The following is a 23,808-nucleotide window of genomic DNA, read 5'->3' as shown; positions in this document are numbered from 1 at the left end:
ACTGTGTTTTTCAAAAGGAGGGGCCTGTACTGCCTGAGGTGTTTGACCGAGTAATCAGTGCCGCTTGTCGGAACTGTTACTTTTCACAGGTAGTGGGGTCTCGAGTGATATGTAAGCGTACTGATCTTCCCAGGGGAGTCTTATGAGCAACAAAGCTTTAATCGTGGATGATCACCCTTTTATACGCGCCACCGTGAAGTATCTGTTGAGGCAGGAAGGCTTCGATACTATCTACGAAGCGGGTAATGGCGCTGATGCCATGCAGATTGCTCGCGAAGAACGTCCGGACCTGGTCATTCTCGACCTGGCGATGCCCAAGCTCGGTGGGTTGGAGGTGATCAGCCGGATCAAGGCGCTGGAGTTACCCTGCCGGATCCTGGTACTGACCTCGTATCTGGCGGTGTTTTTTTCCACTCGCTGCATGCGCGCCGGAGCGATGGGTTTTGTTGCCAAGACCGGTGAACTGGATGAGCTGCAAAAGGCGATCAGGGCGATCAGGTCCGGCTACAGTTGCTTCCCCAGCCTGCCCACCAGTTCGGTGCGTCGCGACGACCTGCAATCGACCGAGCAGGAGTTGGTGGAGGCGTTATCCGATCGCGAATTGACCGTGCTGCAGAAGCTGGCCCTGGGCCTGGGCAACAAGGATATTGCCGAGGACATGCTGTTGAGCCACAAGACTATCAGTACCTACAAGACGCGGCTCAAGGAGAAGTTGCGTATGTCGTCGGTGGTGCATCTGTCCAAGTTCGCCCAGCGCAATCATCTGATCTGAAATGCTCACCTCCCGGCGGGTGAAACGCGCGGCCATCCTGCTGATGGGGCTGTTGCCCTGGGCGGTGATGGCCTTGGAGGAATCCCACGATCTGAAACTGCTGGGTCACTCCACTCTTGAAAATCCCTCGGTGGTGTTGGACGAAGCCGACTGGCGCTGGCTACGCGAGCGCCGCACGCTCCTGATGGGGGTGTCGGCCCCCGACTACGCGCCCTTTGACTTGAGCAACAATGACGAGCTCGAGGGCATCACGGCCGATTTTGCGGCACTGGTTGCCCAGGCGCTGAATATCACCATCGACGTGAAGCGCTACGACACCCGTGATGAGGTGATCGAAGCCCTGAAGACCGGCGCCGTGGATTTTGTGGGATCGGCCAACGGGTTCGAGGCGGCCGACCCGGAGCTGGTGCTGTCCCGATCCTACGCCAATGACCAACCCGCGCTGGTGACGCGTGCGGGAGAAAACCAGGCGCTGAAGGCTGACCTTGCAGGCAAGCGCCTGGCGATGCTCTACCACTACATGCAGCCCGAGGCCGTCCAGGCCTTTTACCCCGATGCGCGATTGCACTTGTTTGCCTCGACCTTCGAAGCCATTGGAGCCGTGGCGTTCGGCCAGGCGGATGTGTACCTGGGCGACGCCATCAGCACCCGCTACCTGATCAACAAGAATCACCTTAATAACGTGCGTATGGCGGATTTCTCCGCATTGGAGGTCAACCCTTTCGGGTTCGCATTCGCCAAGGACAATACCCGCCTGTTGGGCATCATCAATAGCGCACTGGCCGCTGTTCCGGCCAACCAGCAGATGGAAATCCTGCGCCGTTGGGGTGCCGGCGGCAGCGGGTTCCTGGAGGCGGAGCAACTGCGCTTGAGCGCAAGTGAACAGCGCTGGCTGGAGAAGCACCCGCGGGTGAAAGTGGCGGTGCTCGATAAATTCGTGCCGTTGTCTTTTTTCAACGAACAAGAGCAATTCGAGGGATTGAGCTCCGAGGTTCTCTCGCGTATCAGTCTGCGTACAGGCTTGAGGTTTGATGTGGAACGGGGCAGTTCGCTGCCGCGGCAAATTGAACAGGCCAGTGCCGGTCGCGTGGACATGCTGGCGGTCGTCACCCCCAGTGTCGAGCGGTCCGAAAAGATCCGCTTTACTCGCCCTTATCTGTCCAGTCCCTATGTATTGGTGGTGCGCACCCACGACGAGCATCTGGTGACCCTGGAAGATATGCCTGGCAAACGCATGGCGCTTATTCGCGGCAACAGCCTGGCCGGGCAAATCAGCCGGGACTACCCAGGCATCGGGTTTGTCGACGTGGAGAACCCGGAGCAGGCCATGGAATTGGTGGTCAACGGCAGTGTCGATGCGACTGCGGTTTCACTGATGAGCGCGCGCTACATGATCGCCCGCAATTACCGCAAGCGGCTGCGCATTACCAGCACTGTCGGGAGTGAGCCTGCACGCATTGCCTTTGGGGTCAACCGCAGCCAACTGGAGCTGTACTCGATCCTCGACAAGGCGTTATTGAGCATTACTCCAGAAGAAATGGACGAGCTGACCAACCATTGGCGCAGCGAGATCATCATCGAAGACAACTACTGGATACGTCACCGCAACATCATCCTCCAGGGGTTTGGCTTGGCCGCGCTGCTGCTGCTGGTCACCCTGGGATGGGTGTTCTACCTGCGCAGCCTGATTCGCAAGCGCACCCAGGCCGAGCGTGCGTTGAGCGACCAGATGCGGTTCATGAGTGTGTTGATCGACGGCACGCCGCATCCGATCTATGTGCGCGATCGCCTGGGGCGCCTGATGGCCTGCAACAATGCCTACCTCGATGTGTTCGGCTTCAAGTTGGAAGACGTCATCGGTAAGACCGTGGTGGAAACCGACACGGGGAACCCGCCCCAGGCCCAGTCGTTCCATGCCGACTATTTGCGTTTGATGGCGTTGGGCGAGCCGCAGGTTCATGACCGCGTGCTCAAGGTGCCCGGCGGCGAGGTGTTGACCATCTACCAATGGATGCTCCCGTACCGTGACAGCAATGGCAGCGTGGTGGGCATGATCGCCGGCTGGGTGGATGTCAGCGAGCGCCAGCGCTTGCTGGGGCAGTTGCAGGAAGCCAAGGAGGAGGCCGACGCCGCAAACCGTGCCAAGACCACCTTCCTGGCGACCATGAGCCATGAGATCCGTACCCCTATGAATGCGGTGATCGGCATGATCGAACTGGCCCTGAAAAACGCCGAGCAGGGCGTGGCTGACCGCGATGCGCTGGAGGTTGCGTCGGTGGCGTCCCGGAGCATGCTGGAGTTGATCGGCGATATTCTCGACATTGCGCGAATCGAATCCGGCCACCTGTCCCTGAGCCTGGAACCGGCCAATCTGTACGAACTGCTGGCCTCAGTAGCGCGGGTGTTCGAGGGGCTGGCGCGGGACAAGGGCCTGGTGCTGCAGGTGGAACTCGACCCGTTGATCGACCGGCCGGTGCTGGTTGACCCGCTGCGCTTCAAGCAGGTGGTGTCCAATGTATTGGGTAACGCGATCAAGTTCACCGCCTCCGGCCAGGTGCGCCTGGGCGCCCAGGGTGCACCGGTATTGACCGACGACCAGTTGCACCTGCGGTTGTGGGTGGAAGATACGGGTATTGGCATCAGTGCCGAAGATCAGCAGCGTTTGTTCAACCCCTTTATCCAGGGCAGCAACAACGAACAGCCGGCGCGAAGCGGATCGGGCCTGGGGTTGGTGATCAGTCGCAACCTGTGCGAGATGATGGGCGGTCAATTGCACTTGAGCAGTGTGCTGGGCAAGGGCACGCGGGTGGATGTGACGTTGACGCTGGCGCTGACCTCGGCCGTGCCTGCCAATGTACCGGTCCCCCACGTTCCGCCAGCGCGCGGGTTGAATATCCTGGTGGTGGATGACTACCCGGCCAACCGCTTGTTGCTGGCTCGACAGCTGAGTTTCCTGGGGCATCGCATCACCTTGGCCGAGGACGGCGCCCAAGGATTTTCACTGTGGCAGGCCGGGCATTTTGACGGCGTGATCACCGATTGCAATATGCCCTTCAAGGACGGTTACGCGTTGGCGCGTGATATTCGTGCACAGGAACGCCAGCGTGGGCTGGCGCCGTGCCTGATCCTCGGGTTCACCGCCAATGCCTTGTCGCAGGAAGCCGAACGCTGCCGGCAAGCAGGCATGGACGGTTGCCTGTTCAAGCCGACCGGGCTTGAGGACTTACGCCTGGCCTTGGCGTCACGCACCGCCGACGTTTCAACGACTGAGGCTGGGATTACGTTTGACTTAAGCTCGCTGATCACGCTGACGGAGGGTGATAACGATGCTCTCGACGAGCTGCTGACGCCGTTGCTCGGCAGCCTCAACGAGGACTGTGCGCTGTTGCAGCCGCTGAAATCCCAGGCTGATTTCGCCAGGCTCCATGACCTGGCTCATCGGGTCAAAGGGGGCGCGCGTATGGTCAGGGCAAAGGCGTTGATCAACTGTTGCGAGATCCTGGAAAGCGTCTGTGAACGACGTGACAGCGGGGAACTGGGCGCTGCGGTAGCGGCGCTGGAAGAGGCCATCGAAGAGTTGCATCACAGCCTGGGCCGTTACCGCAATCGGGCTTGACCGCGGAATGTGGTCATTCGGTTGATTTGGGAGAACTCCTACAAGAAGGGGGAACATGCCTGATTTTGTCTTCGGGATATGTCTGGAAAATGGGCCTCGCTCACTGACGAGCGCTGCCTGCCCAGGGGTTTGCCATGCCGAACAAAGCACTGACCATCCTGATTGCCGATGAACAACACCTGCAACGGTTGTATATCGAAAAAATGCTCAATCAGTTGGGGTACCACCGGATCGTGCCGGTACAAACCTTCGAGGAAGTCCAGATACTCACGGCCATCCCGGCCGAACCCTTCGACGTGCTGATCATCAATGCGGGGCTGACGGCCCAGGCCTGTGGGCCCCAGCCCCAGGTGCGCCATGTATTGGTCTACGATCACCTGGATGTGGGGGCACACCCTGGCGTAACGCCGGCGGTGCTGGTGCGGCTGCCCGGCGTGCCGGACAACGTCAATCTCGAACACTTCATGGACATCATCGATCCCCCCGAGGCCACTGCCGGCCTGCGGGTGTTGCCATGGCTGCGCGAGTTATCCCGCACACCGGTGGCGGGGGTTTAGTCCCACTTCGGCGCGATGCCCTTGGGGCTGGTCAAGCGCTGGCCCCGTTCCAGCCCGGCAATGTGCGCCATGTCAGCAGCGCTCAAGGTCAGTTGCAGAGCCTTGAGGTTGCTTTGCAGGTTGGCACGCTTGGTTGAGGACGGGATGACCGCATAGCCCGATTGCATGGCCCAGGCCAGGGTCACTTGCGCCGGGGTGGCCTGATGACGCTCGGCGATCTGCTGGATCACCGGGTCCTTGAGCACTTCACCGTAGGCCAGGGTCATGTACGAGGTGATCTGGATACCGTTGGCGGTGGCGAAATCCACAACCTGCCGGTTTTGCAGATAAGGGTGCAATTCGATCTGGTTGGTGGCGATGTGCTCGGCACCCACGGCTGCGATGGCCTGTTTCATCAGGGCGATGGTGAAGTTGGAAACACCGATCTGGCGTGTCAGGCCCAGGCGTTTGGCTTCCAGCAACTGCTCCATGAATTCGGTGACGGGCACCTGGTCTTCCGGCGATGGCCAGTGGATCAGGGTCAGGTCCAGGTAATCGGTATCGAGCTTGTGCAGGCTTTCCTTGAGGCTTGGGATCAGCCGGCCTTCAGCAAGATTGGCGATCCAGATCTTGCTGGTGATAAACAGCTCGTCCCGCGGGATGCCGCTGGCGGCGATGGCCCGGCCAACGTCCGATTCATTCTCGTAGATCTGCGCGGTGTCGATGGCACGGTAGCCCAGTTCCAGGCCGGTGCTGACGGAATCGATCACCACCTGGCCTTGCAGGCGAAAGGTGCCGAGGCCGAAGGTGGGGACTTTTGGCGTGAGGGTAGACATCGGTAACTCCAATAGGGCCGTAGGCAATGGCGTTGAGTATCCCCTCGTCGTTGCTTCGGAAACACCGTCGACGCCGAAAAGGACTCTTGCCTGCACGTCACGAATGGCCTGTGTGCCGCAGGTTCTCATGAGGCGCTGTACCTGCGGCAGCAGCGCCTCGATCCATCAGCCTTAAGCGCGCAGGCGCTCGGCAGCCGCACGCAGCAACTGCTCGGTGGCGGTCCAGCCCAGGCAGCCATCGGTCACCGACACCCCGTATTTCATCGACGGGCTCAATGGCTGGCAGCCTTCGAACAAATGGCTTTCGAGCATCATGCCGATCAGCGAGGTATCACCCTGCAAGCGCTGCTCCAACACATCGTTGAACACGGCCGGTTGGCGCAGCGGGTCCTTGTTGCTGTTGGCATGGCTGCAGTCGACCATGATCCGCGGGGTGACCTTGGACTTGGCCAGGTCGTGTCTTACCCGCGCCACGCTCTGCACATCGTAGTTCGGCCCGTGATGCCCGCCGCGCAGCACCAGGTGGGTGTCGGGGTTGCCCGGGGTCTGGATGATCGCCGGATGGCCTTGGCTGTCGACGCCGAAGTGGCGGTGCGGGTGGGACGCCGAGCGCATGGCGTCACAGGCAATCGCGACGCCGCCATCGGTGCCGTTCTTGAAACCCACGGGCATGCCCAGGCCGCTGGCCATCTCGCGGTGGATCTGTGACTCCGTGGTACGCGCGCCAATCGCCACCCAACTGAGCAGGTCATCGAAGTAGCCGGCGGCCATGGGTTGCAGCAACTCGGTGGCGACCGGCAGGCCCAGGCGCAGCATTTCGCGCATCAGCTCGCGGGACAGGGTCAGGCCGGCGGCCATGTCATCGCTGCCATCCAGGCGAGGGTCGTAGGCCAGGCCTTTCCAGCCGATCGTCGTGCGGGGTTTTTCGACATAGGCGCGGATCACCAGCAGCATCTGGTCGCCGACGTCGAGGGCCAGTTTCTTCAGGTTACGGGCGTATTCCATCGCCGATTCCGGGTCATGGATCGAGCACGGACCGACGATGACCAGCAAGCGTGAATCTTCGCCATTGAGGATGGCGCGCACGGCTTGGCGGTGGGCGTGGATCTGTTCGTTGAGGAACGGGCTGAGGGGCAATTGGTGCTTGAGCTCAAGCGAGCTGGGCAGGCGCTGGGTCAGGGCTTCATTGGCGCTGTTCAAGGCAGAGAGGGGCAGAGCGGCGACGGAGGAGTTCATATTCAAGGTTTCCTGGGCAAGCGGCGGGCTATTCCCGCGCGCTCGGCCTACTGGGGTGTTCGACAATTCGCCGTATCGGCGACGTGTGTTGGTTTGCCACCGATAGGTGACCGATCGGAGGCGGCAGGCTGTCCCGAGCGGAGCTGGCTAAATCGCCATGCAGTGCACATGTCGTAGCGGTAATAGGTGGCGTAGTTCATGTCGTGATTCCTTTAAGTGTTCTTGATCAAGTTGAAAAGTTTATGGGGACCTGAAAAAACAAAACCCCCGGTCGGGGAGCCGACCGGGGGTTAGATTTCTCTGGTAGGCGACCCCTTGGTAAGTGGGCGCCGATTTCAGGTATCAGGCGCGCCAGCGGCTAAACCAATACCCAAAATAAAAGCTGACCAGTGCGCTCGAACCGTTCACACGGGTAGCCGACACCGAGCGCTGGGCGCTGGCAGCAGGGCAAACCTGAGTGTGGGTGAGTTGCAACATGGTGTGTCTCCAAATGTATGGGGGAGCTTACTCGAGGCACGCAGGCAGATTCAATCAGTAATTTCTATTGCGGTGGGGGACTTACGGCTATGGGGGGAGTGCCGATATGCTGTTTGCACTTTGATACTGATTGCTTGGACGCGACCATGACTGCCTTCACCCTTGCTGCTGCTCAATCCATTTCCATCGCGGGCGATGTCCCGGCCAATATTGAACGGCACCTCGCATTTATGCGCACGGCGGCGGAACAAGGTGTGCAATTACTGGTGTTCCCCGAGTTGTCGTTGACGGGGTATGAGCCGTCGCTGGCCGCTGAATTGGCGATTGCGCCGGGGGATAAGGTGCTGGCGCCCCTGCGCGAGATGGCGCGTGAGCTGCGACTGACGGCGGTGGTGGGGATGCCGATCCGACTGACGCCAGAGGCGGGCGTGCTGATCGGTGCGTTGGTGCTGGGAGCGGATGGCTCCCTGGCGGTCTACACCAAGCAGCATCTGCATGCCGGCGAAGAGGCTGTGTTTGTCCCAGGGCAGGGCGGTGCGGTCCTTGAGCGTGGGGATGAGCGGATTGCGCTGGCGGTGTGCGCAGACTTTTCCCACGCCAGCCATCCCCGTGCCGCGGCGCGAGCGGGCGCCACGGTGTATGCCGCCGGGGTGTTGATCAGTGAGGGCGGCTACGCCACGGACAGTGCGCTGCTCCAAGGCTATGCCGTTGAACATGGCCTGCTGGTGTTGATGGCCAATCATGGCGGCCCGTCGGGTGGCTGGGCCTGCGCCGGTCGCAGTGCGATCTGGGCCGCCAATGGCCGTTTGCTTGCTGCTGTCCCTGGCGTGGGGGATGCGTTGCTGATTGCCCGTCGCGATGGCGGGGGTTGGGTCAGCCAAGTGATGGCTGTCTAATGGCTTTTCACCTGCGCGCTGCAACGGACCAGGACCTGCCCTTTGCGCGGAAGTTGACCCACGAGGCCATGGCCCGCTACTACGTGCAGTACGGGTTGTGGTGGTCCAACGACGGCTTTGATACGGCCTGGGCCGATCGGGAAAACTGGCTGATTTGCCGGGACGACAGTGTCTTGGGCTTTATCAGCCTGAGCCGCGACAGCCGGGCCCTCTATATTCGCGAGTTGCATCTGCTCGAGGCGTATCGCGGGTTGGGTGCGGGTGGCTGGGTGTTGGAGCAGATGGCGCTCAGGGCGCAAACGTTGGGACTGTTGCGTTTGACCGTATTCAAGACCAACCCGGCCAGGAGGCTCTATCAGCGCATGGGGCTCAGCATCGTAGGTGAAGAAGACTGCTTCTGGCGTATGGAGCGTGTTTGTCGCTCAAGCTAAAACGTGCACCCACTCCTTATAAGCGCATACTGGCCTCAGGCGCCGACTTCCTGATCGTTGTTCAGGCCTCCCGTCTCAGCAAGGATGATCCCTTCTTTCATGCCCAAAAGGACCGCTACCTTATGGGCTTCCCCACGCCGTCCCTTTTTGCGCCCAGCGAGCACTTGATAGGTGGTTGCCGGATCTACGCCATGTTCACGGGCGAACGCTTGAACTGACTTTCCTTGATGTTCCAGCCAGGCCTTGGCTTGTGCAGCGGTACGGATTCCGGGCATAGTTCAAAACCGTTCAAGTTTGTTTAATAAGAGATGAATGTGTCACCTCTTGGGGTGTGCCAAATAGGATCATACATCCAAATGAGTGGAATCGGTTCGCGTTTACGGCAAGAAAGGGAGCGACTTGGCCTGTCGCAAAAAGTGTTTGGTGAAATCGGAGGCGTTGAAGCCAACGCACAAGGTAAATATGAAAGTGGAGGGCGTGCGCCTAAAGCGGATTACCTGTCTCGTGTCGCCGAAAGAGGCGTGGATGTACTTTACGTGTTGACCGGCGCAGCCACGCCGATTCAATTGGAGAATCTGAGCCAGATTGAAGAAAAAGTCCTCGGGGATTATCGCGCAATGTTCAAGGAAGACCAGGCTGCGATCCGTCGCTTGACCTCGACGTTGGCCGAGCACTCGATTGCGATGAATGGAAAACCCAAGCCACAGCCCCAGGATTCCTGACCCTTCGCCCAGCAAATTGAGCCATCTGCCGCCCGGCGGATGGCTGTCGCTCAATCAATCTCTCTCTATATGACGCGTGCCATTAGGTCTGTGCCTTGGTTTTTTGCTAAGGTGTTCAGCAACCTATAAGACCATTTCGCGAGGTGTCTGCTTGATTAGGGTGCTAGTAGTCGATGACCATGATCTCGTTCGTACAGGCATTACACGAATGCTGGCTGACATCGATGGCCTGCAAGTAGTCGGTCAGGCCGAGTCAGGCGAGGAATTCCTGATCAAGGCCCGGGAGTTGAAACCCGATGTGGTGTTGATGGACGTCAAGATGCCTGGTATCGGCGGTCTTGGCGCGACGACCAAATTGCTGCGCAGCCATCCGGACATCAAGGTCGTGGTGGTGACTGTGTGCGAGGAAGACCCGTTTCCGACACGCCTGCTGCAGGCTGGCGCTGCCGGTTACCTCACCAAAGGTGCGGGCCTGGCGGAAATGGTCCAGGCCATTCGGCTGGTGTTTGCCGGCCAGCGCTATATCAGCCCGCAGATCGCCCAGCAATTGGCTATCAAGTCCTTCCAGCCCACCAGCGACTCGCCGTTTGATGCGCTGTCGGAGCGGGAAATCCAGATTGCCCTGATGATCGTCGGTTGCCAGAAGGTACAGACGATCTCCGACAAGCTGTGCCTGTCGCCCAAGACCGTCAACACCTACCGCTATCGCATCTTCGAGAAGCTCGCCATCAGCAGTGATGTTGAATTGACCCTGCTCGCGGTGCGCCACGGCATGGTGGACGCCAGCGCCTGACATGACCACACCGTTTGATCCGAGTGCCTTTCTCTCAACCTGCAGTGGCCGCCCTGGCGTGTACCGCATGTTCGACAGCGAGGCACGCCTGCTTTATGTCGGCAAAGCCAAAAACCTCAAGAGCCGTCTGGCGAGCTACTTTCGCAAGACCGGTCTCGCGCCGAAAACCGCCGCCCTGGTGGCCCGTATCGCCCAGGTCGAAACCACCATCACCGCCAACGAAACCGAAGCGCTGCTGCTTGAGCAGACGCTGATCAAGGAATGGCGGCCGCCCTACAACATTCTGCTGCGTGACGATAAATCCTATCCCTATGTGTTTTTATCCGACGGCAACTTCCCACGCCTGAGCATTCACCGTGGGGCGAAGAAAGCGAAGGGCAAGTACTTCGGGCCTTATCCCAGCGCCGGGGCCATTCGTGAAAGCCTGAGCCTGCTGCAAAAAACCTTTTTTGTGCGTCAGTGCGAGGACAGCTTCTATAAGAACCGCACCCGGCCCTGCCTCCAGTACCAGATCAAGCGCTGCAAGGCGCCCTGTGTGGGGTTGGTTGAGCCGGCGGAGTACGCCGAGGATGTACGCCATTCGGTGATGTTCCTCGAAGGGCGCAGCAATGCCCTCACCGATGAGCTTTCCACTGCCATGGAGCAGGCGGCCAGCACCCTGGATTTCGAACGGGCCGCTGAGCTGCGCGACCAGATTTCGCTGCTGCGCCGTGTCCAGGACCAGCAAAGCATGGAAGGCGGCACCGGCGACGTCGACGTGATCGCGGCCTTCGTCAATCCGGGCGGTGCCTGTGTGCACCTGATCAGCGTGCGCGGTGGGCGAGTGCTGGGCAGCAAGAACTTCTTTCCGCAGACCGGTATTGACGAGGAGGTCGCCGAAGTCATGGCCGCTTTCCTGGGCCAATACTACGTGAGCAGCCCCGAGCGCGACCTGCCGTCGGAGTTGATCGTCAATGTGGTGCACGAAGACTTCCCCGCGTTGATCGAAGCCATCCACGAACTGCGCGGCCGCGAGCTGGACATCAGCCACCGCGTGCGTGGCACCCGCGCACGCTGGCAGCAACTGGCGGTGACCAACGCCGAGCAGGCCCTGAGCGCGCGCCTGGCCAACCGCCAGCACGTCGCCGCCCGCTTTGACGCCCTGGCTGAAGTCCTTAACCTGGAAGAGCCGCCCCAGCGCCTGGAGTGCTACGACATCAGCCACTCCAGTGGCGAGGCCACGGTAGCCTCCTGCGTGGTGTTCGGGCCGGAAGGGCCGATCAAGTCCGATTACCGGCGCTACAACATCGAAGGCGTCACCGCTGGCGATGACTACGCCGCCATGCACCAGGCCCTCACGCGCCGCTTCAGTAAGTTGAAGGACGGCGAGGGCAAGTTGCCGGATATCCTCCTGGTCGACGGCGGCAAGGGCCAGTTGTCCATGGCCCGTGACGTGCTCAATGAGCTGGCGGTGCCTGACCTGATCCTGTTGGGCGTGGCCAAGGGCACGACGCGCAAGGCGGGTTTCGAGACGTTGTACTTGAATGATGCCGCCCATGAGTTCACTTTGAAGGGCGACTCACCCGCGTTGCATTTGATCCAGCAGATTCGCGACGAAGCCCACCGTTTCGCCATTACCGGCCACCGCGCCCGCCGTGGCAAAACCCGACGAACCTCAACCCTGGAAGGGGTGGCAGGGGTTGGCCCGACGCGGCGTCGCGACTTGCTTAAACATTTTGGTGGCTTGCAGGAGCTGTCCCGTGCCAGCATTGACGAGATAGCCAAAGCACCCGGTATCAGTAAAAAGCTCGCTGAGTTGATTTATGCGAATCTGCATAGCGAATAGAATGCCTTTCCACCTCGTAGCCAGTTGTGCCGATGAATATCCCTAATCTGATCACCGTTCTACGCGTCCTGCTCATCCCTATTTTCATTTTGTTGTTCTATTTGCCGTACGAATGGAGTTATCTGGCGTCCAGTTCTGTGTTTGCCTTTGCCGCCGCCACCGACTGGCTCGACGGCTACCTGGCGCGCCGCCTGGAACAAAGCACGCCCTTCGGCGCGTTCCTCGACCCCGTGGCCGACAAGCTCATGGTGGCCGTCGCTTTGGTCCTGCTGGTGCAGGAACACGGCAACCTGTGGCTGACCCTGCCGGCCGCGGTCATCATCGGCCGCGAGATCGTCGTCTCGGCCCTGCGCGAATGGATGGCCGAAATCGGCGCCCGCGCCCACGTGGCCGTGTCCAACATGGGCAAATGGAAAACCGCCGCGCAAATGCTCGCGCTGGTTATCCTGCTGGCCAACCCATCGGACTTCTCGTTCTGGGTCCTCACAGGTTATGCCTTGCTGCTGATCGCCGCGGGCCTGACCCTGTGGTCGATGCTCCAATATCTGCGCGCCGCCTGGCCGCATCTGCGCACCACCGTTGAAAAGAAATAAAACTTTTTTGAATCAAGGGGTTGACGGGTGCTGAGGATTCTATAGAATGCGCATCACCAAGCGGGAATAGCTCAGTTGGTAGAGCACGACCTTGCCAAGGTCGGGGTCGCGAGTTCGAGTCTCGTTTCCCGCTCCAAATATTGCGCTGCAGAGTTCCACTGAATTCTGCAAGCGATTGAAATCAGGACCTTCGGGTCCTTTTTTCGTTCCGGCGGTAACTGAAATCCAGCACCATCCAGTGTTTTTAAGTCCTGAATGAGAGTCTTGAATTCGGACGCACACTGAATCGGTTTACGTCGCTCTGTGCGCAATGCGGTAGAGCACACGGACTTTGATCGGCAACGCGATCATAACCTCTACCGCATCTGGAACCGGTTGTGTTCAGGGTCGTATTTCCCGCCACCTCTACGGGAAAAGCGCATTCCAAAAGACAACGGCAAGGAGCGAACAGTACTACTCGGTTCGCAGATGCGGCCCGCGAGGCTCTGCCTGATCTGGGCGGCGAAGCATCTGACCAAAGGCTCTCTCCCGGACACCAAAAGCTCGTAAATACTCAGGCCTAAGATGATTTCGTCAAGACGTGTCTACCGCACGGTTACCTCTGATCCACTGCTTACTCATTCCAGTGAAAGGATCAATCAAAGGTTTTCGTCGAGCTTAAAAATAATCGCTGGATAAATATGTACAAGTATAAAATCCGTGTACAGTTTTTTTCGTTCATGACGATATAGATGGCAAGGTGCCATGGATAGGGCCCGCAACATCTATGAGTCCAATCGTCATGACTATCTTCTTCAAAAGGCGCCGTGATCGTCGCGCTATTCAACAACTGGTAGCTGCAATCACTTGCGGGGTACCGCCACAAGTAGACGGGTGCGCTGAAAGCGCTGCAGTTCTTGGTGCTTGGAGGGCTTTTGACTCACTCGATCGCGGCTCCAAGTCCCGTATATCTGAGCTTGAGCATGAATTGGAAGCAGCCCGTGAGCTGCTTCGCGAGGCAGCGTTGTCCGCTTCTGCGCATGAGGTCAGGTTTGATCTTGTGAACCGAGCCTCTAGCGAGGGGCTTTGGGATATGGAAGTAGTTGCCGGCGACCCTGTGAACCCTAAAAATCGCTTTTGGTGGTCTCAGCAACTACGAAACCTTCTGGGGTTCAGAGATGAGCGCGATTTCCCGAATGTTTTAGCCAGTTGGGCTGATCGCCTGCATCCGCAGGACAAGCAAGCCACTCTTGATGCTTTTGCCCGCCATCTGAACGATAAGTCCGGGCACACACCTTATAAAGTGAAAAATCGGCTCGCGATGAAAGACGGTTCATACCGTTGGTTCTATGCCCAAGGAGAAACTCTACGGGATGATCGCGGCATGCCTATACGTGTAGCTGGTTCTCTGCGTGATATCCATGATCAGCTTGAGCGCGACCAGGAACACGAGGTAATCATCACCAGATTTGAACTGGCCAGGGAGATGCTCTCGGACGGGTTGTGGGATATGGAAGTTATCTCGGGAGACCCGGTAAATCCAAAGAACCCTTTCTGGTGGTCTCCTCAGTTCCGGCGATTGCTCGGCTTTGAAACGGTGGAGGAGTTCCCGGATGTTTTGGATAGCTGGGCGTCCAGGCTGCATCCGGACGATAAGGAGCAAAGCCTCACCGCCTTTGGTGCTCACCTAAGCGACCGTTCTGGTAAAACGCCCTTTGACATCGAGTATCGCTTGAAGATGAAGAGCGGCGAGTATCGGTGGTTCAGAGCGAGAGGTCAGACTCGGCGCGACTCCTCCGGCTCACCGCTTCGGGTAGTAGGTGCCCTTGTGGATGTCCATTTGCAGCATGAGCAGGAGGCGTTACGACAGGCAGAGGTCAAGCATCAGCGGACGCTTGAGAACAACATTGCTCAATTATCGCAAATCGTTGGGACTATTCAGAGCATTGCGAGCCAGACAAACCTCTTGGCGCTCAACGCGGCAATTGAGGCGGCGCGCGCGGGCGAAGCGGGCCGTGGCTTTGCGGTCGTTGCAGACGAAGTTCGCAAGCTCGCAACTCGCACGACTGAAGCAACCGAACAAGCTGCCGGGATGATTGCTCGCTAAGTACGGTTCCGGTGAAGCTCCTCAGGCGCGACGTTTACCCATACGCTCTCTGCCTCGGTACCTGCTGTCTAACTCGCGAGGCCCACTGTGAAGCATGCGCACGGCCATGATAGCTATGAGCTATCATGGCCGTGCGTATTACTAACTAGATGACCATTCTGCGTCTACGTATCGTAGAGGCATTAAGCGTGATGGGCTGGTAGCACCGTTCGCGTCTTCCAAATCAACACAGGCCTGTACAGGTCATGTTTCCGAGATTTCCATGAAGAAAACGCTTTCGTTGGCCACACGCATAGGGCTTAGTTTCGCGGCCATCCTGGCGCTGCTCATATTGATAACCACCATCGGCATTCACCGCGTTGCGTTCATTGACTCCACCTTGGGCGACGTAAGCGAAAATGCCGCAAAGGTGCAGCGCTACGCAATCAATTTCCGAGGCAGTGTCCATAACCGCGCCATCGCTATTCGGGATGCCGTGCTGGTAACGACTGATTTGGATTTGGCAAAACACTTATCGGAAGTCTCAGCCTTGGAAAAGGCCTACTCTGACTCGGCAGCTCCAATGGATCAGTTGTTCAAGGGCGCAAGTGTAACTGGCGAGGAGGTTCGATTACTGAGCGCTATCAAGGACATCGAACAACAAACCCTTAACTCCACCAGGGCGGTAATCTCCCTGCGCCAGGCGGGTGACATACCAGGGGCTCAGGCGCTGCTGATGCGTCAAACGTCTTTGGATTACAGTGAGTGGCTCAAGCGCGTCAATGCATTGATCGACTACGAGGAAGCATCAATCAAGGCAAAGTTGGGCGCAGTGCAGGCAACCGCCAGCCAGTTCAGTACGCTGATGCTTATCGCGACAGGTATTGCCCTGCTGCTGAGCATCACGTTGTCGGCCGTACTTATTCGCTTTGTTAAATCCACGCTGGGTGCTGAGCCCACAGACGTTGCATTGGTCATCGAGCGACTGGCAGCTGGTGATCTGAATCAAACGATTTCCACAGAGTATCCCGGCAGTGTCATGGGCGTCCTGAAAGACACGCTGGGCCATCTCGCAGAGACCATTCGTCAAGTACGTAAGGCGGCCCAAGAAGTCAATTACTCGGCCACCCAGTTGTCTGCCGCATCATCGGCTAATAATGAGCAGACCAGCTTGCAAACCCGCGAAGCCGAGCAGGTAGCCGCAGCCATCATGCAAATGGCGGCGACGGTTAATGAAGTATCCGGGTATGCCGCGCAGGCAGCTGATGCCTCCCGGTTGGCTGATACTGACGTGGGAAGTGGGAACAAATTGGTTGCAAGCACCACCGTTGCTATCGAACAGCTGGCATTAACCCTCGAGCAAACGACTGCTACCGTGAACCAGGTCTCCAAACATAGTGAAAATATTGCGTCAGTGATCGACGTAATCAACTCCATCGCCTCGCAAACCAATTTGCTTGCTTTGAACGCAGCTATCGAGGCTGCTAGAGCTGGCGAGCACGGGCGTGGATTTGCGGTGGTAGCGGACGAAGTACGTTCCTTGGCCAACCGGACACAGCAGTCGACCGAAGAAATTCGAGAGATGATCAGTACGTTGCAATCGGGTACCGAAACAGCATCTCAAACCATGCGCGATAGTTGTGAGCTGGCGAGCCAAACGGTCACACAAACACGCAGTGCGCAGGAGGCGTTGGCAAGGATCAGTGAGCAGGTTGCCGCTATCAGTCATATGAACGCCCAGATCGCGAGTGCCTCCGTGCAGCAGAGTAGCGTGACCGATGAGGTCGCTGAAAACATCAACCGCATTCATGGCTCGACGGTTGAGTCGGCCAATGGCGCGCGCCAAGTGGCAGCAGCCAGCATCGAGCTATCAGATTTAGCGGATCGTCTTACCGCTAAAGTGGCGTTCTTCTCTGCGGCTTAGTGGATTCGACAGCTTTTCACCGCTGGACTGACGTTTATGCGCGACCGCTGGGCTACTCAGCAGGATGCTTCGACAAGAAGTAATAAATATCCTATCAAACCCCGTAACGCTTGTTTCCAACTGAGGTAATGCAGTACCCACCCCTTGATCCTTGTTGCACTGCGCTGCCCATTCAGCACTGATACAGCAGAACCAAAGCAACTGACTGAATACCTGAAAGCAGCTGCATTAGGCGGGCTTTCAAGGTGAGTATTATGCTCGGGCCGCTCTGCTGCGGGTCATATGGATGAGTGCTGATCTACGACTATCCAGGAAGATTCGCTCTTCGACAGCAAAGGGCAAGAAGCCTAGTTTTGGATAAAGCAGCAAGCCTGCTGTATTTTCATTGAAGCACGAGATCTGCACCTCTGGGGCGTCGTAGCGGTCGAACGCCAGAGCTGTCATCGTCTCCACGATGAAGGTCGCCACACCTTTACCTCGTGCCTCTTGGGCAACGATGACATTGCCGATACAGCAAACCCCACCCGTTTCAGCCCGATAGAAGTTAGCAAAGCCGACAACGCTGTTCCGGGTCTCGACAACCGTGGAGTCGAATCGTTGAGTAATAGCGTTAGACAGTTGAGCTTCAGTCAGAGGGTATTGAGCTTTCGGGAACATATAAAACAGTTCCCGAGCGTTCAGGGGAAAGCTACAGATAGTTTTGATGTCGTCAGCCTTCACTGGCCTGTGTTGCAATATCATCGCGCGTCCTTGAGGTCTGTGTTTCCGGCATTTTAGCTCAACTAGATTTGCTCAAGCACCTTGCCTGATTACCGGGGGGCATGCATCGATGCATACATAAAAGCGTATGGGACAACCTGGTGGCAGGCCTGCAAAAGGAGGTTCCCTATGACTCAACCGTCGTTGCTTTCTTCGCTTCGTCCAGCATCCATTGAGCAAACGCTTGTATTGGCTCTCTGCTCAATGCGATGGGCTCGGGGAGGATGAGGCAGAAGGTTTTGGAAATGGTTTTCCCCTCTGGCCACGGAGCGACCAGACGTCCTAACGCCAGTTCAGTTTCAACGTAAAGACGCGGGACCAGCGCAACACCGAGGCCGGCCAATGCCGCCTCGATCAACATGCCGTGAAGATCGTAGCGCGCACCAATCGCTGGATTGGTAAGTGGGATCCCCGTTTCCAGGGAATAGCGCTGCCAGGCATCCGGGTTCTGCCGTCGGTGCAGGCGTGGAAGCATATCCAGTGTCGCTGCTCCTGTGCTCTCTTGGAGCAATGCAGGATGACAAACAGGAACCAGCACTTCATGCAAAAGGTGGTGAGTCCGCATACCCGTCCACGCTGGGTGCTCGAAATGGATGGCAGCATCGAATCCGCTCCCGGCCAGGACGAAGGGGTCCATGCGCTCGGCCAAATGCACAGTGATGTTCGGATGCTTTTGCTGGAATCGTGTCAAGCGAGGAATGAGCCATCGCATTGCGAACGTCGGGATAGTGGCGATGTCCAGGCTCGCGCCATCGTTCGGCTGCCCCATTAAGTACTGACTGTCCCGATCCAGGCGGTCCAGCGATTCGCGAACTTGGGCCGCGTAGCGTTCCCCGTTGGGCAGGAGCCGGACACGATTGCCGACTCGTTCGAATAGCGCGACACCGAGGAAGGCTTCCAGCCGGCCAATCTGGCGACTGATGGCGCCTTCAGTCAAAGACAGTTCCTCTGCCGCGCGCGCGAAGCTGCCGTGACGAGCGGCCGCCTCGAATGCTGTCAATGCCGTGCTGCTCGGGATCTTCTTTCGCATAAGCGCTCTCGGTCTAAGGGTGGTGATCCAGCTAAGCTTGATCTTTTATCACTGAAGCATACCGAAAGATCGCTTTATTCGTTGATGTCTAGGCCATACCGTGATGAAACATCAATAAGGAGGGCCGGACACAAGATGTCCGGTCGCGAAGTTATCCATGATCTATACCGTCGAGTGCAGCTTTGCCGACCCCGCCAGCGAAGCCGAGTGGAATGATTTCTATAGCCTGGAAAAACTACCCGCGCTTATTTCCGTGAGCGGGTTCCATACCTCGCAGCGCTTCAAGGCGTTGAGCACGGGTTGCCCTGTCTACCTTGCCATGCATTCGATCGACGGCCTGGCCGTGCTTGAGGGCGATGAGTATCGCCAGAAGGGCGGTGGCAATTTTGCACGCTGGCAGCGGCACATCACCGATTGGCACCGCAATCTGTATGGCGCCCTTGAACGTGCGCCTGCCGTCGGTGAAGGCGAGCATCTGATCCTAAGCGCAGTCGGTCCCGAGCCGCTCATCGAGAGGGGGCTGGCGCCTGATCCGATGCGCGCCGTCGCATTGGAGAAGTGCCCTGAAATCAGATGGCTGGCGAAGCTGGATAGCTCCATCCGTCTCGATGTGGATACCCTTCCGAACGACGTACACCTCTATGCTCCGATGACCGCGCAGTTGACGAGTGGCAGTGGCGCACTGCCCCCACACGCGGGGCAAAACCGACATGCCTAACCTGACAATCTTCATCCAGGCGGAAAAGATGCCGCACGAGGCGAATCTGGCGGAACTCACTGAAGAATGTACTCGGCTTTGCACGGACGTCCTCCAGGCTACGTTGGACAACGTGCATGTCATCTATGTCTCCGTTCGCCAAGGGCGCGGGCATCCTGCTTACGCCGAAATCAGGTACCGCCTCGAACCGCTCAGAACGCCATCGGTCATGGATGTCTTCATGGCGCGACTGGATGAGGCCATAGAGCGCCATGCGGGGCTAACGGCGCGCATCCGTTGCTTCGGCTATCCAGCTGCTGCCATTTACGCGCGGAACTGATGACGCGCAAGGAGTGCTGCAATGAGCGACATGAAATTTCCGGGCCAGCAGATCGGCGAGTTTTCGATTACGGCCATCAGTGACGGATACCTTTGCGCAAGTCTGGATCTCCTCTCCAATATCGATCCTGCGGAGGCGTCCAAGTTGCAGCAGGACGCAGGCGTGAGCGACCCATCCTCGATCCACATCAACTGTTACCTGGTGCGTGGAAGGGGCCGCACGATTCTCATCGATGCGGGGGCTGGTGGTTTCAAGCAGTGGGGCGGAAAGCTGAAGGCGAATCTCGCGCTTGCTGGCGTGCAACCCGCTGACATTGACACCATTCTTCTGACCCACGCACATCCCGACCATGTTGGGGGGCTGGTTGATTCTTCCGGGGCAGCTGTCTTTCCCGATGCAGAGTTGGTCGTGCACCAGCGTGAGGTTTCTTTCTGGGAGGACGATGGCAATCTCAGCCGAGCGAGTGAGCGTGCTCGTGGCAACTTTCTGTTTGCTCGGAAGGTGTTCGATCAGTATCGGGAGAAAATGCGCACGTTTACTGATAACGAAGTCCTCCCTGGCATCAGTGCGACGCCCCTTCTGGGGCATACGGCGGGGCATTCCGGTTATCGCCTCGAATCCGATGAGAGGAGTCTGTTGATCTGGGGGGATATCGTTCATTTCCCTCAAGTCCAGATTGCGCGTCCCGACGCATCCATTGCATTTGACCAAGACCCGCTGCTTTCCGCCGCCACACGTTCAAAGTTGTTGGATGTCGTCAGCTCGGACAAGATTCTTATTGCGGGTATGCACCTTGGCGAGCTTGGATTTGCACATGTCGAGCGGATAGGCAAGACCTACAAAATTTCCTACGAAACTTAGCGGCTGTTCGAGATGCCTACGATGCATCGGCTGCGGCGAATGAGGTCATTGATCCCACGGCGCCTCCTGCCAGCGGTCGAACAGAAAATCGCTGAACGCCGTCAGCCGGCGTGGGTTGCAATCGTCACTCCTCATTTGCGGCGCATACGCGGTGCCACACCGGTCAGATGCTCACGTACACACGCCCAGGCTATGTGAAGGCTGTTGCGCAGTGACACGGCATCAAGGGTCATGATGCGTAATGAAACCCCGCAATCGTTGGGCAATGCGCTGACACCCAGATAGCTGTCGGGGTGAGTGGGCAGGGCATTGCGCAATGCGGTTTTCAGCGCTTCGACAGGCAAGCCCTGACCCACGAGCATGAATGTCGCCAGGGTCTGGAAGGCACCACTGACGCCCGGTAATTGCCGCAGCAGGTCTTGCCCGTCCAGCGCCAGGCGATCGCCGGCCAGCAAGCGGCCTGCCGGGCAGCGCACTTCCAGGTCGGCGCGGTAGACATCGAAGAGGCCGGCACTGTCCTTGGGGGTGTGCAGGCAAAACGCGTCGCACAGCATCACCCTGGCGCCCGGGTGCAGATTGACCCTTACCTGGCTGTGCAGTTTTGCCTGGGGAAACAGGATCGTCGCCATGGGCAGGTACTCCAGTAGCGCTCCGTGTTCGGCGGTGAGGTTGACGGTCTGCCGTGCCGATTGCTCGAGCATGCTGTGGGCTACCGTCGCCGCGCCAGTGCTGACATGCACTTGAGTGTCCGGCCCGGCATGCAGGTGCATCCGCAAATCCTGGCCTGCGAAAATCCCGCCCGAGCACGACTGCACATACACGGCCGCCATGCCTTTCGGGTCGTCCGGCAGCTTCAGGGTGCGGCCCAGATGAAAGGGATAGCCCACGCGCTGTTCGCTGATATAACTGGCGCCGGATGGCGCTTTGCTGAAGGCAATCCGGGCCTGCACCTGCGACGATGCCTTGGGCGGTGCAATCAACGGGCGAAACAGTTCCTGCGGCGCGTTCATGGTCGGTCAAACAACACGGCGCGGCTGATGGCGTCGACGACCGCGTCGACCCCGTCACCCGTCGCGCAGTTGGTGAACAGCACGGGCCGGCCGTTGCGGGCTTCGGCTGATTCGCGACGCATGCGTGGCAGATCCACGCCCACATAGGGCGCCAGATCATATTTGTTGACCACCAGCAGATCACAGCTCAACACGCCAGGCCCTCGTTTGCGCGGGATGTCATCGCCGCCGGCGACATCAATGACAAAGATCCAGTAATCCACCAGATCCAACGAGAAGGTCGAGGCCAGGTTATCGCCGCCGGACTCAATCAGAATCAGGTCCAGGTTCTCGAATCGCGCTTCCAGCTCGTCGGCCATTTGCAGGTTCAGCGTCGGGTCTTCGCGGATCGCCGTATGCGGGCAGGCGCCGGTTTCCACCGCGAGCACCCGTTGTGGGTCGATCAGGCCGCTGCGCTGCACGCGTTCGGCGTCCTCGCGGGTCGCCAGGTCGTTGGTGATGATGGCCAGCTCGGTGCCGCGCGCGATGAAGCGCGGAATCAGTTGCTCCAGCAGGCGAGTCTTGCCCGAGCCGACCGGGCCGCCGATCCCGACGCGCGCGGCGCCCGGGTGGGGTTGCGGCTGCGGTGCGGCGTTGAATGCAGTGCTCATTAGCAGGTTCCTTTTATTGGCTGTGATCAGCGCAACATGTAGCGCTGGGCCAGGGGCACTTCGCTGACCGGCTCGCAGGTCAGGCGCTCACCGTCGGCGTACACATCGAAGGTCTGGGGGTCGACGCGAATGTCCGGGCAGGCGTCGTTGTGCAGCATGTCGGACTTGCGCAGCGTGCGGGTGCCGAAGGCCGGCAACAGGGCTTTTTTCAGGCCCAGTTTCTCAGCGGTATTGGCCTCCACCGCAAGGCGGTTGACGAAATTCACCGACAGTGCCTGTTTGGCCTCACCAAAGGCCCCCCATTGCGGGCGCATGATCAGGGGTTCGCAGGTGTACAGCGAGGCCGCCGAGTCGCCCATCACGCCGTGCACGATAAACCCGCCCTTGACCACCAGCTCCGGCTTGATGCCAAAAAAGGCCGGCCGCCACAGGACCAGGTCAGCGAGCTTGCCCGGCTCCAGCGAGCCGATGTAACTGTCGATGCCGAACACCCGCGCAGCGTTGATCGTGTACTTGGCGATGTAACGCTTGATGCGTTCGTTGTCGCCCAATCCGGTTTTTTCTTCCGGTAGACGGCCGCGTTGCTCTTTCATCTTCGAGGCCAGTTGCCAGGTGCGGCAGATCACCTCGTTGATGCGCCCCATGCCCTGGCTGTCGGAACCCAGGATCGAAATCGCCCCGGTGTCGTGCAGGATGTCTTCGGCGGCGATGGTCTGCGGACGCACTCTGGACTCCGCGAACGCCACGTCTTCCGGCACGTCCGGATTGAGGTGATGGCAGACCATGATCATGTCCAGGTGCTCGTCGAAGGTGTTGACGGTGTACGGGTTGGTCGGGTTGGTCGAGGAGGGGATGCAATTGGATTTTCCCGCCACGCTGATGATGTCCGGGGCGTGGCCGCCGCCTGCGCCTTCGGTGTGGTACATGTGGATCGTGCGGTCGCCGATGGCGGCCAGGGTGTCTTCGAGAAAACCCGATTCATTCAGGGTGTCGGTGTGCAACTGCACCTGAAAGTCGTATTCATCGGCCACCTTGAGGCAGGTATCGATCACGGCGGGCATCGCGCCCCAGTCCTCGTGGATCTTCAATCCCAGGCAGCCACCGCGCAGTTGGCCGAGCAGCGATTCCGGCTTGCTGGAATTGCCCCTGCCGAGAAAGCCGAAATTGATTGGCCAGGCTTCAGAGGCCTGCAGCATCTTGCCGACGTTCCATTCGCCGCCGCAGTCGATCCCCACGGTAATCGGCCCGAGCGAGCCGCCGATCAGCGTCGTCAGACCCGCCGCCAGCGCGTGATCGCACAGTTGCGCCGAGTCGAAATGCACGTGCACGTCGATCCCGCCCGGCGTGACGATCAGGCCTTCTGCGTCGCGCACGGTGGTTGCGACGCCACAGATCAGCTGCGCATGGACACCGTCCATCACCTGCGGATTACCGGCCTTGCCGATGGCCACGATCTTGCCGTCCTTGATGCCGATGTCGCCTTTGACGATGCCGATCACCGGGTCGATGATCAGCGCGTTGCAGATCAGCATGTCCAGCGCGCCGTCTGCGCTGTCATGCCCCGGCATCAGGCCCATGCCGTCACGCAGGGTCTTGCCGCCGCCGTGCAGGCATTCATCGCCGGGCACCGCGTAGTCGAATTCCACCTCGGCCAGCAGCGACGTATCCCCCAGGCGCACGGCGTCGCCGGTGGTGGGGCCGTACATCGCGGCGTATTCCTTGCGCGTCATTGTTGCCAT

Annotated in this window: 20 protein-coding genes, 1 tRNA gene and 3 pseudogenes; 16 read left to right on the top strand and 8 right to left on the bottom strand. The window is 59.0% G+C overall.

Annotated features, from left to right (window positions below; genetic code table 11):
- The first annotated feature begins 142 nt into the window (after positions 1-142).
- The 3 genes from BM416_RS13765 (at position 143) to BM416_RS13755 (ending at position 4,945) form a co-directional block, all read left to right on the top strand.
- The gene (locus tag BM416_RS13765) at positions 143-772 is read left to right on the top strand and encodes a response regulator transcription factor (protein WP_027603197.1); all 630 of its coding nucleotides are present in this window, start codon (positions 143-145) and stop codon (positions 770-772) included.
- Position 773: 1 nt separating this feature from the next.
- Positions 774-4,388 (top strand): transporter substrate-binding domain-containing protein, encoded by a 3,615-nt coding sequence (locus BM416_RS13760; RefSeq protein ID WP_092488417.1) that lies wholly within the window; start codon positions 774-776, stop codon positions 4,386-4,388.
- A gap of 134 nt (positions 4,389-4,522) precedes the next feature.
- A complete protein-coding gene (locus BM416_RS13755; protein WP_065926224.1) occupies positions 4,523-4,945 on the top strand; it encodes an ANTAR domain-containing protein in 423 nt (140 codons plus the stop codon).
- Here BM416_RS13755 and dkgB read toward each other — a convergent pair.
- Both dkgB and BM416_RS13745 read right to left on the bottom strand, forming a co-directional pair.
- Positions 4,942-5,760, bottom strand: a complete 819-nt coding sequence (gene dkgB / locus BM416_RS13750; RefSeq protein ID WP_092488416.1) for a 2,5-didehydrogluconate reductase DkgB — start codon at positions 5,758-5,760, stop codon at positions 4,942-4,944. The genes BM416_RS13755 and dkgB overlap by 4 nt on opposite strands.
- A gap of 171 nt (positions 5,761-5,931) precedes the next feature.
- The gene (locus tag BM416_RS13745) at positions 5,932-6,996 is read right to left on the bottom strand and encodes a 3-deoxy-7-phosphoheptulonate synthase (RefSeq protein WP_027603201.1); all 1,065 of its coding nucleotides are present in this window, start codon (positions 6,994-6,996) and stop codon (positions 5,932-5,934) included.
- 623 nt (positions 6,997-7,619) lie between these two features.
- Between BM416_RS13745 and BM416_RS13740 the strand changes: the two genes are divergently transcribed.
- Together BM416_RS13740 and BM416_RS13735 are read left to right on the top strand one after the other, a co-directional pair.
- A complete protein-coding gene (locus BM416_RS13740) occupies positions 7,620-8,369 on the top strand; it encodes a carbon-nitrogen hydrolase family protein (protein WP_092488415.1) in 750 nt (249 codons plus the stop codon).
- Positions 8,369-8,800: a GNAT family N-acetyltransferase gene (locus BM416_RS13735; RefSeq protein WP_027603203.1), complete on the top strand. Its 432-nt coding sequence runs from the start codon at positions 8,369-8,371 to the stop codon at positions 8,798-8,800. Before BM416_RS13740 ends, BM416_RS13735 begins: the two co-directional genes overlap by 1 nt.
- Positions 8,801-8,835: 35 nt before the next feature.
- On the opposite strand, the gene BM416_RS13730 is transcribed toward BM416_RS13735, so the two are convergent.
- Complete coding sequence (locus BM416_RS13730; RefSeq protein ID WP_092488414.1) at positions 8,836-9,075, bottom strand: DNA-binding protein; 240 nt, start codon at positions 9,073-9,075, stop codon at positions 8,836-8,838.
- A gap of 81 nt (positions 9,076-9,156) precedes the next feature.
- Between BM416_RS13730 and BM416_RS13725 the strand changes: the two genes are divergently transcribed.
- The 8 genes and pseudogenes from BM416_RS13725 to BM416_RS31185 all read left to right on the top strand — a co-directional run.
- Positions 9,157-9,522 carry a helix-turn-helix domain-containing protein gene (locus tag BM416_RS13725; protein WP_027603205.1) on the top strand — a complete coding sequence of 122 codons (366 nt, stop codon included), beginning with the start codon at positions 9,157-9,159 and terminating at the stop codon, positions 9,520-9,522.
- A 151-nt stretch (positions 9,523-9,673) separates the two neighbouring features.
- The gene (gene uvrY / locus BM416_RS13720) at positions 9,674-10,315 is read left to right on the top strand and encodes a response regulator transcription factor GacA (RefSeq protein WP_092488413.1); all 642 of its coding nucleotides are present in this window, start codon (positions 9,674-9,676) and stop codon (positions 10,313-10,315) included.
- 1 nt (position 10,316) lies between these two features.
- The gene (uvrC, locus tag BM416_RS13715; RefSeq protein WP_027603206.1) at positions 10,317-12,140 is read left to right on the top strand and encodes an excinuclease ABC subunit UvrC; all 1,824 of its coding nucleotides are present in this window, start codon (positions 10,317-10,319) and stop codon (positions 12,138-12,140) included.
- 32 nt (positions 12,141-12,172) lie between these two features.
- Positions 12,173-12,733 (top strand): CDP-diacylglycerol--glycerol-3-phosphate 3-phosphatidyltransferase, encoded by a 561-nt coding sequence (pgsA, locus tag BM416_RS13710; RefSeq protein WP_027603207.1) that lies wholly within the window; start codon positions 12,173-12,175, stop codon positions 12,731-12,733.
- Positions 12,734-12,793: 60 nt separating this feature from the next.
- Positions 12,794-12,869, top strand: a tRNA-Gly gene (locus BM416_RS13705).
- A gap of 630 nt (positions 12,870-13,499) precedes the next feature.
- Positions 13,500-14,537, top strand: a pseudogene (locus tag BM416_RS30990) (PAS domain-containing protein); the annotation flags it as partial.
- 45 nt (positions 14,538-14,582) lie between these two features.
- A pseudogene (locus tag BM416_RS31190) lies at positions 14,583-14,810 on the top strand (methyl-accepting chemotaxis protein); the annotation flags it as partial.
- A gap of 1,390 nt (positions 14,811-16,200) precedes the next feature.
- A pseudogene (locus BM416_RS31185) lies at positions 16,201-16,722 on the top strand (methyl-accepting chemotaxis protein); the annotation flags it as partial.
- A gap of 252 nt (positions 16,723-16,974) precedes the next feature.
- Here BM416_RS31185 and BM416_RS13685 read toward each other — a convergent pair.
- A complete protein-coding gene (locus BM416_RS13685) occupies positions 16,975-17,463 on the bottom strand; it encodes a GNAT family N-acetyltransferase (protein ID WP_092488409.1) in 489 nt (162 codons plus the stop codon).
- Between the two features lie 145 nt (positions 17,464-17,608).
- Entirely contained in the window at positions 17,609-18,511 is a 903-nt protein-coding gene (locus BM416_RS13680) for a LysR substrate-binding domain-containing protein (RefSeq protein ID WP_065947806.1), read from the bottom strand.
- A 157-nt stretch (positions 18,512-18,668) separates the two neighbouring features.
- Between BM416_RS13680 and BM416_RS13675 the strand changes: the two genes are divergently transcribed.
- From BM416_RS13675 to BM416_RS13665, 3 genes are read left to right on the top strand one after another with little or no spacing between them, the layout of a single operon-like run.
- Positions 18,669-19,229, top strand: a complete 561-nt coding sequence (locus BM416_RS13675) for a sugar ABC transporter (RefSeq protein WP_092488408.1) — start codon at positions 18,669-18,671, stop codon at positions 19,227-19,229.
- Complete coding sequence (locus BM416_RS13670) at positions 19,222-19,548, top strand: hypothetical protein (protein WP_092488407.1); 327 nt, start codon at positions 19,222-19,224, stop codon at positions 19,546-19,548. The genes BM416_RS13675 and BM416_RS13670 overlap by 8 nt, the downstream gene beginning before the upstream one ends.
- 21 nt (positions 19,549-19,569) lie before the next feature.
- The gene (locus BM416_RS13665; RefSeq protein WP_092488406.1) at positions 19,570-20,409 is read left to right on the top strand and encodes an MBL fold metallo-hydrolase; all 840 of its coding nucleotides are present in this window, start codon (positions 19,570-19,572) and stop codon (positions 20,407-20,409) included.
- Positions 20,410-20,540: 131 nt separating this feature from the next.
- On the opposite strand, the gene BM416_RS13660 is transcribed toward BM416_RS13665, so the two are convergent.
- The 3 genes from BM416_RS13660 to ureC are packed head-to-tail and all read right to left on the bottom strand — an operon-like array spanning position 20,541 to position 23,808.
- Positions 20,541-21,419: an urease accessory protein UreD gene (locus tag BM416_RS13660; RefSeq protein WP_092488405.1), complete on the bottom strand. Its 879-nt coding sequence runs from the start codon at positions 21,417-21,419 to the stop codon at positions 20,541-20,543.
- Entirely contained in the window at positions 21,416-22,069 is a 654-nt protein-coding gene (gene ureG / locus BM416_RS13655; protein ID WP_027603381.1) for an urease accessory protein UreG, read from the bottom strand. Before ureG ends, BM416_RS13660 begins: the two co-directional genes overlap by 4 nt.
- Positions 22,070-22,095: 26 nt before the next feature.
- On the bottom strand, positions 22,096-23,808 hold the full coding sequence (gene ureC / locus BM416_RS13650) for an urease subunit alpha (protein WP_092488404.1): 1,713 nt from the start codon (positions 23,806-23,808) through the stop codon (positions 22,096-22,098).

Source organism: Pseudomonas sp. NFACC42-2, assembly GCF_900116055.1.
Taxonomy (GTDB): Bacteria; Pseudomonadota; Gammaproteobacteria; order Pseudomonadales; family Pseudomonadaceae; genus Aquipseudomonas; species Aquipseudomonas marginalis.
The sequence above is the reverse complement of the archived record's forward strand: the minus strand, read 5'-3'. Positions and strand labels throughout refer to the sequence as shown.

Excerpts from the sequence above, each read along its gene's own strand:
- BM416_RS13765 (WP_027603197.1), top strand. The coding sequence starts at position 143 with ATGAGCAACAAAGCTTTAATCGTGGATGATCACCCTTTTATACGCGCC.
- BM416_RS13760 (WP_092488417.1), top strand. The coding sequence starts at position 774 with ATGCTCACCTCCCGGCGGGTGAAACGCGCGGCCATCCTGCTGATGGGG.
- BM416_RS13755 (WP_065926224.1), top strand. The coding sequence starts at position 4,523 with ATGCCGAACAAAGCACTGACCATCCTGATTGCCGATGAACAACACCTG.
- dkgB (WP_092488416.1), bottom strand. The coding sequence starts at position 5,760 with ATGTCTACCCTCACGCCAAAAGTCCCCACCTTCGGCCTCGGCACCTTT.
- BM416_RS13745 (WP_027603201.1), bottom strand. The coding sequence starts at position 6,996 with ATGAACTCCTCCGTCGCCGCTCTGCCCCTCTCTGCCTTGAACAGCGCC.
- BM416_RS13740 (WP_092488415.1), top strand. The coding sequence starts at position 7,620 with ATGACTGCCTTCACCCTTGCTGCTGCTCAATCCATTTCCATCGCGGGC.
- BM416_RS13735 (WP_027603203.1), top strand. The coding sequence starts at position 8,369 with ATGGCTTTTCACCTGCGCGCTGCAACGGACCAGGACCTGCCCTTTGCG.
- BM416_RS13730 (WP_092488414.1), bottom strand. The coding sequence starts at position 9,075 with ATGCCCGGAATCCGTACCGCTGCACAAGCCAAGGCCTGGCTGGAACAT.
- BM416_RS13725 (WP_027603205.1), top strand. The coding sequence starts at position 9,157 with ATGAGTGGAATCGGTTCGCGTTTACGGCAAGAAAGGGAGCGACTTGGC.
- uvrC (WP_027603206.1), top strand. The coding sequence starts at position 10,317 with ATGACCACACCGTTTGATCCGAGTGCCTTTCTCTCAACCTGCAGTGGC.
- pgsA (WP_027603207.1), top strand. The coding sequence starts at position 12,173 with ATGAATATCCCTAATCTGATCACCGTTCTACGCGTCCTGCTCATCCCT.
- BM416_RS13685 (WP_092488409.1), bottom strand. The coding sequence starts at position 17,463 with ATGATATTGCAACACAGGCCAGTGAAGGCTGACGACATCAAAACTATC.
- BM416_RS13680 (WP_065947806.1), bottom strand. The coding sequence starts at position 18,511 with ATGCGAAAGAAGATCCCGAGCAGCACGGCATTGACAGCATTCGAGGCG.
- BM416_RS13675 (WP_092488408.1), top strand. The coding sequence starts at position 18,669 with ATGATCTATACCGTCGAGTGCAGCTTTGCCGACCCCGCCAGCGAAGCC.
- BM416_RS13670 (WP_092488407.1), top strand. The coding sequence starts at position 19,222 with ATGCCTAACCTGACAATCTTCATCCAGGCGGAAAAGATGCCGCACGAG.
- BM416_RS13665 (WP_092488406.1), top strand. The coding sequence starts at position 19,570 with ATGAGCGACATGAAATTTCCGGGCCAGCAGATCGGCGAGTTTTCGATT.
- BM416_RS13660 (WP_092488405.1), bottom strand. The coding sequence starts at position 21,419 with ATGAACGCGCCGCAGGAACTGTTTCGCCCGTTGATTGCACCGCCCAAG.
- ureG (WP_027603381.1), bottom strand. The coding sequence starts at position 22,069 with ATGAGCACTGCATTCAACGCCGCACCGCAGCCGCAACCCCACCCGGGC.
- ureC (WP_092488404.1), bottom strand. The coding sequence starts at position 23,808 with ATGGCAACAATGACGCGCAAGGAATACGCCGCGATGTACGGCCCCACC.